The organism is Acidovorax sp. A79 (genome assembly GCF_041154505.1).
Classification (GTDB): domain Bacteria; phylum Pseudomonadota; class Gammaproteobacteria; order Burkholderiales; family Burkholderiaceae_C; genus Acidovorax.
On the sequence record NZ_AP028672.1, the window covers coordinates 1,779,573 to 1,790,918 of the forward strand.

Consider the following 11,346-nt stretch of genomic DNA (forward strand, 5'->3'; position numbering starts at 1 on the left):
GGGCAACGATACATGGCCTTTGTAGAACCCGTCACCCTGCGCGACCGCGGCATCCGCCTGGAACCCCTGGCGCTGTCCCACGAACACGGCCTGGCCGCCGCCGCCGCCGATGGCGAACTGTGGAGGCTGCGCGTCACCTCGGTGCCCGAGCCCCAGGACACGCGTGCCTACATCGAGACGGCGCTCAGGATGCGCGAGGACGGCAACCGCTTCGCGTTCGCCGTGGTGGAGGATGCCAGCGGCAAGGTCCTGGGCTCCACGAGCTACCACGACATCCTGCCCGCGGTGAAGCGCGTGGAGATCGGCTACACCTGGTACCGCCAGAGCGTGCAGCGCACCCACGTCAACACCACGTGCAAGCTGATGATGATGGGCCACGCCTTCGACACGCTGGGCAGCCATGTGGTGGGCTGGCGCACCGACAACTACAACTTCGCCTCGCAAAAAGCCATCGAGCGCCTGGGCGCCAGGAAGGACGGCGTGATCCGCGGCCACGCCCTGCGCCGCGACGGCACCGTCCGCGACACGGTGATGTACAGCATGCGCTCGGGCGAATGGCCCGAAGCCAAGGCGCAGCTGCTATACCTTTTAGAGCGCCACACGCTTTCCCAGTAACCGCTGGAGGCCAGAACCATGCTCATCGACTTCTTCTACACCCTGCGCTCGGCCAAGCTGCCGGTATCGGTCAAGGAATACCTCACCCTGCTCGAAGCCCTGCAGGCTGGCGTGGTGGGCCCCAAGTCCGACGATGCCTGGAGCCTGGACGACTTCTACAACCTCTCGCGCCTCACGCTCGTGAAGGACGAGAAGCACTACGACAAGTTCGACCGGGCCTTCGGCGCCTACTTCAAGGGCGTGGAGATGGTGGCCGACTTCACCAAGGAGATCCCGGCCGACTGGCTGCGCAAGATCCTGGAGAACGAGCTCACGCCTGAACAGAAAGCAGCCATCGAGAAGATGGGCTGGGACGAACTCATGGAGACGCTCAAGAAGCGGCTCGAAGAGCAGAAGGAACGCCACGAGGGCGGCAGCAAGTGGATCGGCACGGGCGGCACCAGCCCGTTTGGCCACGGCGGCTACAACCCGCAGGGCGTGCGCATTGGCGGCGCGGGCAAGAACAAGAGCGCCGTGAAGGTGTGGGAGCAGCGCGCCTACAAGGACTACGACGACCAGCAGGAGCTGGGCACGCGCAACATCAAGGTGGCCCTGCGCCGCCTGCGCAAGTTCGCGCGCGAGGGGCACGAGCTGGAGCTGGACCTGCCCGACACCATCCGCAGCACGGCCGCCAACGCGGGCTACCTCGACATCAAGATGGTGCCCGAGCGCCACAACAACGTGAAGGTGCTGCTGCTGATGGACGTGGGCGGCACCATGGACGAGCACATCCAGCGCGTGGAGGAACTCTTTTCCGCCGTGAAGACGGAGTTCAAGCACCTGGAGTTCTACTACTTCCACAACTGCGTGTACGACTTCATGTGGAAGAACAACCGCCGCCGCTTCGCGGAGAAGTTTCCCACCTGGGACATCATCCGCAAGTACAACAAGGACTACAAGCTGATCTTCGTGGGCGACGCGACCATGAGCCCCTACGAGATCCTGCAGCCCGGCGGCAGCGTGGAATACAACAACGAGGAGGCGGGGGCGGAGTGGATCCAGCGCCTCACGCACGCCTTCCCCAAGCACGCGTGGATCAACCCCGAGCCCCAGGGCGTGTGGCAATACCGGCAAAGCATCAGCATCATCCAGCAGCTCGTCGGCAACCGCATGCACCCGCTGTCGCTCAAGGGGCTCGAAGAGACGATGCGGCTGCTGTCCAAGTAGGCAGGGGCGCCCGCGGCGCGCACCGGTCCATCGCGCGTAACTGTCTGACACAGGCGGTCTTATTTTCGGTGCATAGTGGCGGGGCAAGGCCTGCGGGCCACGTTCCACTCCAATACCGTCCTGTCGTGCATTTCAGCATCCCGCGCCCTACCGCCACATCTCCAACGCCGGCCCCGTGGCCGGCGTTGCTGCTTTTCGGAGCGCTGGCCCTGCAGGGCTGCAGCCTGCTGCCCCGCGCGGAGGAACGCGACGCCCCGGCGCCCGCGCCGGTCATCGCCGCATCGGATGCGCCGTCGTTCAACGTGCAGGTCAAGGCCCCGGACAGCGTGCGCGAGACGCTGGAGCGCCACCTGGAGCTGCAGCGCTTTCGCAATCTGCCCGACCTGCACGCCAACGAGCTGCAGCGCCTGCTGGGCGCGGCCGACGCCAATGCGCGCGAACTGCTGGGCACCATGGGCTACTTCGCCCCGACCATCACGGTGGAGCTGACCGACACCCCCGACAGCAAGACCGCGCCGCGCACCGTGACGGTGACCGTGGAGCCGGGGCCCCAGACCCGCATCGCCAGCGCGGACATCGACTTCGCGGGCGCCGCCAGCCCCGCCATCGCCGGCACGCAGGCGCAGGAAAACGACGCTGCCGACACGAAGGCCAGCCTGCGCCAGCAGCAGCGCGTGCAGCGCGACTGGTCCCTCTCGCCCGGCCAGCCATTCACCCAATCGGCCTGGGATTCGGCGAAGACCGACGGCCTGCGCCAGCTTCAGGCCCGCCGCCACCCCACCGCGCGCATTGCCAGCAGCCGCGCGCAGGTGGATGCCGACAAGCACGAAGCCAGGCTGAGCGTGACCTACGACCCCGGGCCGGTCTACCGCTTCGGCCCACTGCGGGTCGATGGCAGCCAGCGCTACGACCCTGACGGCGCCCAGCGCCTGGCGCGGCTGCCCACGGGCGCGGTCTACGACGAGGCCGAACTGCTGGACGCCCAGCTGCGCCTGGCCAGCAGCGGCTACTACGACGCGGTGTTCCTCACGCTCGACACCGAGGGCACCGACCCCCAGGCCGCGCCCATCGTTGCCCAGGTGCGCGAAGCCCCGCTGCAAAAGCTCGTGTTCGGGCCCGGCTTCTCCACCGACAGCGGCGCACGCCTGTCCCTGGAGCACATCCACAACCAGTTGCCCGGCTTGGGATGGCGCGCCGTGAGCAAGCTGTCGCTGGACCGGGAGACCAAGCTCGCGGGCACCGAATGGACCGACCTGCCAGACAACCGGGGCTGGCGCTGGTTCGCGGGCGGCCAGCTGCAGCGTGAATCGACGGGCGACTACGAAGTCAACAGCGGGCGCCTGCGCTCGGGGCGCAGCAAGAGCACGAAGCACATCGACCGCAACTACTTCCTGCAGTACGACTACGCCAACAGCCAGGGCCTGAACGCCCCGCCATCGGGCACGGCCGTCAGCGTGAACTACGGGTGGACAGGCCGCTACTTCAACAACCCCACGGCCCCCACGCGGGGCCACGGGATTGCCGTGGAACTGGGACTGGGCACCACGCTGCGGCCCGAGCGCGACCCGTTCGTGCGCACGCTGGTGCGGTGGCAATCGTTCCTCCCGGCGGGGCGCGTGCAGGACGCGGCGGGCGTGGCCCGCAGCGCCCGTGTGGCGCTGCGGGCGGAAGCCGGCGCCGTGGTGGCGCGCGATGGCGCGCAGATTCCCGTCACCCAGCTTTTCCTGACCGGTGGCGACACCACCGTGCGCGGCTACGGGTACCGCAGCATCGGTGCGCGCACGGACAACGGCCAGCTCTATGGAGGCCGCTACCTGGCCGTGGGCAGCGTCGAATGGCAGCGGCCCATCGTCTACGGCGGCGCCATGACCGACTGGGAAAGCACCCTGTTCGTGGACGCGGGCGCCGTGGCGGACCGCATGGGGGACCTGGACCCACGCGTGGGCGTGGGTGCCGGCGTGCGCTGGCGCAGCCCCGTGGGCCCCTTGCAGGCCGATCTGGCCTACGGCGTGAAAACCAAGGAACTGCGGCTGCACCTGCGGCTGGGTTTCAGCTTCTGATGGCCAGGCGGATGCACCCCGACACCCCCAAGCCCCACGCCCGCTCCTCGGACTTCAGCGCCGGGGCGTCGTCTTCCGGGCCGCGCCCGCCAGCCCGGCGCGCGCGCCGCGCCGCGCGGGCCGCGGGCTGGCTTCTGGTGGCCCTGGTGGCGTTGACGATCGCCGCCGTGGCGGCGGTGTGGTGGTGGACGGGCAGCGGCACCTCGCTGGCCACGGCGCTCGCGCGGGCGGCCCGCTACCTGCCGGCCGGCCAGCAGTTGGAAAGCCGCGAGGTCACCGGATCGCTGCGCCAGGGCGGGCGCATCGGCTGGCTGCGCTGGAGCAGCCCGGACCTGGCCGTCGAGGTCACCGACATCCGCCTGGGCTGGCAGCTGGCTCCCCTGCTGCAGCGGCGGCTGGAACTGGGCGAAGTGCATGCCGCGCGCGTGCAGATCACGCCGCAGGGCAGCCCGCCCGATGCCGAACCCGCCACACCCCTCACGCAGCTTGTGCTGCCGCTGCACATCGGCGTGCCGTTTCGTGTCGACCAGTTGCAATGGGCCGGATCGCCCGCCGTGCAAGCGCTGGGCCTGGCGGGCGACTACCGGTTTGACGGCCGCGAGCACCGCCTGAACATCGACAGCGTGGAGCTGGCCCAGGGCCGCTACAGCGCGCGGGCCACCCTGGGCGCACAGGCCCCCATGGCACTGGATGCCAGCGTGGATGGCACCGTGCACACCGCCGTGCCTGGCGGCGAACCCGCCATGCAGGTGCAGGCGCACGCCACGCTGCAGGGCACATTGGCCACCGTTTCGGCGCGCTTGCAATTGCAAGCGCGTGTAAGCCCCTCCCCCGGCACCTCCACGCCCACGCCAGCCCCGGGCACGCGGGGACCCCGGGCTCCAGCGTCGCCCACCAAGGCGCCCGCCCCCGCCCCAGCGCAACCCATGCAGGCCGATGTGCAGGCCACGCTCGCGCCCTGGGCGACCCAGCCCCTGCAGGCGGCCAGCGCCACGCTGCACGCCATCGACCTCGCGACGCTCTGGCCCCAGGCGCCGGCGACCCAGTTGCACGGCACCGTGCAGGCGGGGCCAGGACCGGCAGGCGGCGGCACCCACTGGTCGGTGCAAGCGCAGCTGCGCAACGAGCTCCCAGGCCCCTGGGACCAGGCCCGCCTGCCCTTGACGGCCCTGCGGGCCGACGCCCGCTATGACGGCACCCGCTGGACCGTGCCTGCCGCCACGGCCTCGGCCGGCGATGGCACGGTGACGCTGCAGGGCCACTACACCCCGGCCACCCACGCGATGGAAGGCGAGGCCCAGGTGCGCAACCTGCGCCCCGATGCACTGCACACCGCCTTCGCGGCCGCCCCTTTGGCAGGCCGCCTCAGCGCGCAGACGGCGCAGGGCGACACCGTGCGCTTCACGGCGGACATCCGCGCCGTCGCGGCGGGCGGCCGGGCTTCCGCCCTGCGCATCAACACCTTCACCGCGCAAGGCCACTGGCAGCCCGCCCCGCCCCCGCAGGCCGGCACTGGCGGCACGTTGCGGCTCGAACGCCTGCTACTCGACGCCCTGCAGGCGCGCGCCGAGGCCACCGACCTGCGCATCGCGCTCGGCGGGCCGCCTTCCGTGCAGGGCCAGATGGTGCTGACAGTGCCCGGCGCCACCGCCCGTGCCCAGGGCCATGCCGCGCCGCTCGCCGGTGGCGGCGACCTGCAGGTGCAGTGGAGCGACATCGACACCACCCAGCGCTGGCTGGCCAGCCTGCCGCTGGCGGGCGGCACGCTGCAAGGCGCCATGCAGGGCATCTCCGCCAAGGGCGCGGGGCAGCTCACCGCCCGCTGGAAAGGTGGCTGGCAGACGCTGGTGCGCCAGCTGCAGGCGGCCGGCGGCGGCAGTGCGCCGCCAGCGGGCAAGGACACCTTCGAGCTGCAGGCCACCCTTGGCACCGCGCACATGGAACTGTCGCTGCCGCCCGCGCCAGGTACCGGCCGGGGCGCCACCGCGGTACAGCTGCACGCCGTGAAGGCCGAGCTTTCCGGCACCCTCGCACAAGCCGCGCTGTCGCTGCAAGGAGAGGCCCGCATGGATGCGCCCCAGGGCGCACAGGCCCACCGCCTTGCGCTGCAGACCCGCCTGACCGGCGGGCTGGCCGCCCCCGCGCAGTGGCAGGTACAGGTCGGCGAGATGCGCCTGCAGGCGCAGGACACACAGCACCCCGGGCCATGGACCCTGCAGCTGTCCGAACCACTGCACATCACCGCGCGAACCCCGGGCACCGCCCCGTTGTCGGTGGAAACCTCCGCAGGCCAGGCCCGCCTGAACGGCCCGCTGCCGGGCACCGTGGTCCTGCGCTGGCAGCCCGTGCGCCTGGCCTCCGGGCCCGCGCTGCGGGTGCAGACCCAGGGCACGCTGCAAGGCCTGCCCATGGCCTGGGTCGACGCGCTGGGCGCGGGAGACACCCCTGCTGCCGCGGGCCGCACGGCCCAGCCCCTGCTGGCCCGCATGGGCCTGGCCAGCAGCATCGTGCTGGACGGCCAGTGGAACGTGGACACCACCACGGCCAACCCGCGCGCCAGCGCCAGCCTGCGCCGGGCCAGCGGCGACCTGCGCATCCTGGCCGGAGACCCCACCGCCGTGACGGCCGTGCAGAGCAGCGGCCAGGGCAAGGGCGCGGGCGCCGCCACCGCGATCGCCACCGAGGCCTCGGCAGCACCGGCGGGAGCGGGCACGGCAGCGGGTGTGCGCGAGGCCGAGGCCACCCTCGATCTGGAGGGCGAAGCCCTGCGGGCGCGTGTGCGGTGGATGAGCGAGCGCGCCGGAGAGATCGACGCCAGCGTGAACACCCGCCTGTCACTCGCGGGGCCCGCGGCCGCCTCGCCCCCCGCACCCGCTCGGCCGGGCGCGGCAGACGCACCACAGCGCACCGGCACCGCAAGCCTTGCCTGGGCACCGGATGCGCCACTGGCTGGCACGCTGCGCGCGCGCATGCCCGACGTGGGCGTGTGGTCGGCCCTGGCCCCGCCCGGCTGGCGCGTGCGCGGCACGCTGGACGCGAGCGCCACCCTGTCGGGCACCCGCAACGCGCCGCGCTGGTCGGGAACCCTGGGCGCGGACGACCTGGCCGTGCGGTCCGCCGTGGACGGCGTGGACCTGCAGGGCGGCCGCCTGCGTGCCACGCTGCAAGGCAACCAGCTCGACATCACCGAGTTCCGCCTGCAGGGCGGGCGCGGCAGCGGCGCGCGCATCGCGGGCTTCAGCGGCAACCGCACGGCCGCGCCGCAGGACGGCGGCACCCTCACCGGCACCGGCCGCATCACCTGGGGCGATGCCGCCAACGGCCTCTCGGGCATTGCCATGGGATTTCAGGCGGAGGCCAAGGCCCTGCAGGTGCTCGTGCGCGCAGACCGGCAGATCAGCGTGTCGGGCCAGCTGCAGGCCCAGCTGCAGCAGGGCCAGATCAGCCTGCGCGGCAAGCTCACCACCGACCGGGCCACCATCATCCTGCCCGACGAAAACGCCCCCAGCCTGGGCTCGGACGTCGTCGTGCGCTCGGCCGCCAAGGACCGCGAGGACCAGGCCAGGGCGCAGGCCGCCGCGAAGGCCAGCCAGGTGGCGGCGCAGGCGGAAACCGCCAAGCCACCCGACATCGCGGTCACCCTCAACCTGGGCCGCGACTTCGCGCTGAGCGGCCATGGCATCACCACCCGGCTGACGGGCGAGGTGGACATCCGCAGCAGCGCCGTGCCCGGCGCCCCACCCCGCGTGACAGGCGAGGTGCGCACCGAGGAAGGCCGCTACCGGGCCTGGGGACAGATGCTGGACGTGGAGACCGGGCTCATCCGCTTCAACGGCCCATACAACAACCCGTCGCTGGACATCCTCGCGCTGCGCCCCAACATCAGCGTGCGCGCGGGCGTGCAGGTCACGGGCAGCGCCCAGGCCCCCCGCGTGCGCCTGTATTCCGACCCCGAACTGCCCGACGCTGAAAAACTCTCGTGGGTGGTGCTGGGCCGCAACGCAGCCGCGGGCGGCGCCGAGGCCGCCGTGCTGCAGCAGGCCGCGCTGGCGCTGCTGGGGAGGGGCGGTAACAACAACACGGCGGCCAACATGGCCAGCCGGGTCGGCCTGGACGAGATCGGCTTCAAGGGCCCCGGCTCCGGCGAAGACGCCAGCGCCGCCGCCCTCACCTTCGGCAAGCGCCTGTCCAAGGACCTGTACGTGACCTACGAACGCAGCCTGTCGGGCACGCTGGGCACGCTGTACATCTTCTACGACCTCTCGCGCCGCCTCACGCTGCGCGGGCAGACCGGCGAGAAGAGCGCGGTGGACATCATCTACACGGTGAAGTACGACTGAGGCCCCACCTCCGGGAAGGCACGCGCGGCCCCACTACAATGCGCGGCTGCCTCCTCGTAGTTCACGGGGACGATTCCATAGACAAAATCAAAACCTCGTATCAATTCTGTATCGTTGATACGAGGCTGCTAGTTCAATCTATCCTAGGCGGCGGCCCTTCGTCCCTTGCTGGGTAACACTCCCGAAGCACCCTTTCACGCAGCGCTACATCCAGTTCGCGCCGCTCTCGCCGCAGGCGCTCATTCAGCTGTTTGATGGCCTTGCGGCCAGGGCGGGCGCCCTGGTGGCGTGCATACGCGTGCACGTTCATGGCGCCGTGCCCTGCTGCCGGCGCTCCTCAATGTCCAGGATCTGGTTCAGCTGGTCGGCCACCGCGCCGTAGCGCACCTTGCACTGGGCTATCCAGTCTGCTGTGTCTCTTTCGCTGGCGAAGCCGGTGTTAGGGGTATCGGCGGCAGCGGCTGGGGCCGCACCTGCAGGTTGGCCGGCAGGGGTTCGTAGCCCGAGCGAACTTGCGGTGCCGAGATTGTTGAGCATGCCGACAGTGCGAGCATCGAGGCACTGGCGATCACGAGACAAAGTAGCGATCTGCGCACGGGCGTCTCCTAGTTGGGTATTGAGTGTGGCCACCGCAGAGGCGTGGCGGCCGCTGGCGGTGTCGTTGAACTTGCGCTGCTGGCGGGCGTCGGTCTGCCGGGCCTCTTCAGCCTGGCGGGCCAGTTCCAGGCGCTGTGCCTCTTTCGCACCGTGGCGCCATTCCTGCAGGCGCCACGTGCCGGCGCTGGCCAGCGCTGCGGCCACCAGGCCGGCGGCAACGTAGGGGTAGAGGCCGGCGATCATGGCAACTCCTGAATGCCCAGCTGGGCACCTTTGTCCGTGATCGTGATCACGCGGTTGGCAGGCTTGTCGGGCACACGTGTGGACACGTGTACCCATTGCTTGCCCTTCACGCCCTCCAGGATGAGCTGGCCAATGCCCAGCACGGATACCAGAGGCGCCAACGTGCGCGCGATCTGCGTGGGGGTGCCGTAGCCAGGCGCAACGATGTCGGCGGCGTAGCCCTGGGTGTGGTCGCTGCTGGTGACGCCGCCCACGGCCGCGTTGACCTGGCGGCCGCGATAGCCGCTGGTGACCGTGACAGGGGCATTCAACGTGCTGCGGATGCGTTCCAGCATCTCCGCCGTAAGCACCAGACGGGGCAGCAGTTCGGGCGGCGGGGTGTTGTCGATACCAAGTCGGCTGGCCGTGGTGCTGGCCGTCAGTTCGGCCAGCGTGAAGTGCGGTGTGAGTTGCATGGCTATCCCTCTTTGACGCGAGTACGAAAAATCAAAACCGCAAAGCCCAACACGATGCAGGTGTCCTGCAACGTGGGGGCCTGCGTGGGCATGAGCAGCGGCCAGATGGCTCCGGCGCGCGACATCGGCAGGAAGGGCATCAGCGGGGCCAGCAAGGCCCCTGCCCCGCCGAAGGCAAGGAAGAGCCAGGCCAGCGCCTTGAGCCACTCCGTGACGCGTTCCCGCGCGCCCAGGCCGCGCCTGCAGGGGGCGGTGCGCTCCAGCTTGTTCAGTGCTTCAGCCAGCACCACCAGGCCGGCAAACCAGTGCAGGGTCTGCAGCGTGATCAACAGCGCGTTGTTCATGATGTGGCTCCATTCGGGCCTGCGGGCGGCGGCACGGTCGGCCCGCCGCTCAGGCGCTTGATGGCAAACATCAGCACCTGCTGCGCGCCCCCGCCCACAGCGAAGGCGCCGCCCAGCAGCAGCGACTCGGGCAACTGCGCCACCAACATGGCCAGTGGCGTGAGGTAGCCCGCCGTGAGGCTGCTGGCGCATGCGACGGCCATGCGCCGCAGCGTGGTGCGCAGCAGCTCCTGCCAGCTGTCGATGGAGCCCGGCACGGCGTTGAGCAGGATGATTGCCACCAGGCTGCCCGCGAAACCCGCAATAAGCAGATCCGCACGGAGGCCCAGCGGAACACCGAATGCAGTGATAGCCGACGTGGACGCGGCCGCGACAGCGACCGTGGCGATGCCGGCGGCGGTGGACGTGGGTTCAGGCATCCGGGCTCCCCGCGCCTGCAGCAGGCAATAAAAAACCCGCCGAGGCGGGTTGTGTGTTGTTGGTGGTGACCGCGCCGGGCGGCCGCCTTGTGAGCGCGGCCCACAGGCTGCAGGGGTCGAAGCGCCAGGCATCGGGCATGCCCAGCATCGCGGCCACGGCCTCGCTGCAGAGCCACCGCGCCTTGTCGTGCCCGAGGCGGCGGGCAATGAAGCCAGCCAGGCCCAGCAGGTCATAGGGCTGGCCATGGTGCAGCTGAAGCCACAGCCAAGCATCGTCCACGTTGCCGGCCACCTCGATGAGGTCCCAGTGCCCAGGATCAAGCGGCATGTGTTTGACGCGCACGCCACCGTCCATGAACGATGCCGATGCACAGATGGCAAGGCCGTTGGCATCGGTGCCCAGCACAAGCTCGCAGTGGCTGTACGGGCCTCGCAGCCACCACGCGGTCACGCGGTTGAAAAGGCGCGCTCGGCCTTTGTAGAAGGCGACCTGCATCACAGTGGCCTCTCGATGGGCTGGATAGGCGCGTCCAAGATCTCCAGCGCGCGCCCCACGGCCAGCAAGCCCAGAGTCTCCAACAGCGTCACGCCGTCGCGAATATCCTGACGGGTGAGTTCGATGAACGTTGCAGCGGCCACGTCTGCGAGGTAGGCCCGCAGCATCGCGGACTGCTGGCGCGCGGGCATGGGTGCGCCGGGTTCATCCAGCGCGGCCAGTTCGAGCGTGGCCTTTTCGACCATGGTGAAGCGGTTGCGGAACGCCAGACGCGTGATGCGCATCGTTGCGCTGGCCGCTGCCTCACGCGCTGCGATCTCGTCGGCATACAGGATCTCAAAGTCCGCTTGCGAGATCACGGCCAGCACGCCCGGCACGGCAGCGTCCGATTCGTCGGGGCACGTTCCGAACATTTCGGGCGCGTCCGTGGGATAAGCGCTCTCGCGCGCCCAGACGAACTCCAGGCCATCCACTACAGGCATGGTGGGGCCATTCGCCGCAGGCGCCTCGGTCACTGGCACGCCGGTGATTGCATCGACGTACGTGTATTTGATGTACTGCATCGTTTCCC

10 protein-coding genes are annotated in these 11,346 nt (G+C 70.2%); 4 read left to right on the top strand and 6 right to left on the bottom strand.

Annotation, left to right across the window (positions count from 1 at the left end; translation table 11 throughout):
- Window positions 1–12 precede the first annotated feature (12 nt).
- The 4 genes from ACAM51_RS08070 to ACAM51_RS08085 all read left to right on the top strand — a co-directional run bounded on the left by ACAM51_RS08070 (window position 13) and on the right by ACAM51_RS08085 (window position 8,221).
- Window positions 13–615, top strand: a complete 603-nt coding sequence (locus ACAM51_RS08070) for a GNAT family N-acetyltransferase (protein WP_369643214.1) — start codon at window positions 13–15, stop codon at window positions 613–615.
- 18 nt (window positions 616–633) lie between these two features.
- The gene (locus tag ACAM51_RS08075; RefSeq protein ID WP_218295980.1) at window positions 634–1,821 is read left to right on the top strand and encodes a VWA domain-containing protein; all 1,188 of its coding nucleotides are present in this window, start codon (window positions 634–636) and stop codon (window positions 1,819–1,821) included.
- Between the two features lie 185 nt (window positions 1,822–2,006).
- Entirely contained in the window at window positions 2,007–3,881 is a 1,875-nt protein-coding gene (locus ACAM51_RS08080; RefSeq protein WP_218295981.1) for an autotransporter assembly complex family protein, read from the top strand.
- An 11-nt stretch (window positions 3,882–3,892) separates the two neighbouring features.
- Window positions 3,893–8,221: a translocation/assembly module TamB domain-containing protein gene (locus ACAM51_RS08085; protein WP_369643215.1), complete on the top strand. Its 4,329-nt coding sequence runs from the start codon at window positions 3,893–3,895 to the stop codon at window positions 8,219–8,221.
- Between the two features lie 306 nt (window positions 8,222–8,527).
- Here ACAM51_RS08085 and ACAM51_RS08090 read toward each other — a convergent pair whose 3' ends face one another.
- Genes ACAM51_RS08090 through ACAM51_RS08115 form a run of 6 tightly spaced genes read right to left on the bottom strand, consistent with a single transcriptional unit; the run spans window position 8,528 to window position 11,338 of the window.
- The gene (locus ACAM51_RS08090; RefSeq protein WP_369643216.1) at window positions 8,528–9,061 is read right to left on the bottom strand and encodes a hypothetical protein; all 534 of its coding nucleotides are present in this window, start codon (window positions 9,059–9,061) and stop codon (window positions 8,528–8,530) included.
- Window positions 9,058–9,516 (bottom strand): D-Ala-D-Ala carboxypeptidase family metallohydrolase, encoded by a 459-nt coding sequence (locus ACAM51_RS08095; protein WP_369643217.1) that lies wholly within the window; start codon window positions 9,514–9,516, stop codon window positions 9,058–9,060. Before ACAM51_RS08095 ends, ACAM51_RS08090 begins: the two co-directional genes overlap by 4 nt.
- Window positions 9,517–9,518: 2 nt before the next feature.
- Complete coding sequence (locus tag ACAM51_RS08100) at window positions 9,519–9,860, bottom strand: hypothetical protein (protein WP_369643218.1); 342 nt, start codon at window positions 9,858–9,860, stop codon at window positions 9,519–9,521.
- On the bottom strand, window positions 9,857–10,279 hold the full coding sequence (locus ACAM51_RS08105) for a hypothetical protein (RefSeq protein WP_369643219.1): 423 nt from the start codon (window positions 10,277–10,279) through the stop codon (window positions 9,857–9,859). Before ACAM51_RS08105 ends, ACAM51_RS08100 begins: the two co-directional genes overlap by 4 nt.
- Window positions 10,272–10,775, bottom strand: coding sequence for a hypothetical protein (locus ACAM51_RS08110; RefSeq protein WP_369643220.1), 504 nt, complete (start codon window positions 10,773–10,775; stop codon window positions 10,272–10,274). Before ACAM51_RS08110 ends, ACAM51_RS08105 begins: the two co-directional genes overlap by 8 nt.
- Window positions 10,775–11,338 (bottom strand): hypothetical protein, encoded by a 564-nt coding sequence (locus ACAM51_RS08115; protein ID WP_369643221.1) that lies wholly within the window; start codon window positions 11,336–11,338, stop codon window positions 10,775–10,777. The genes ACAM51_RS08110 and ACAM51_RS08115 overlap by 1 nt, the downstream gene beginning before the upstream one ends.
- Between the last annotated feature and the right edge of the window lie 8 nt (window positions 11,339–11,346).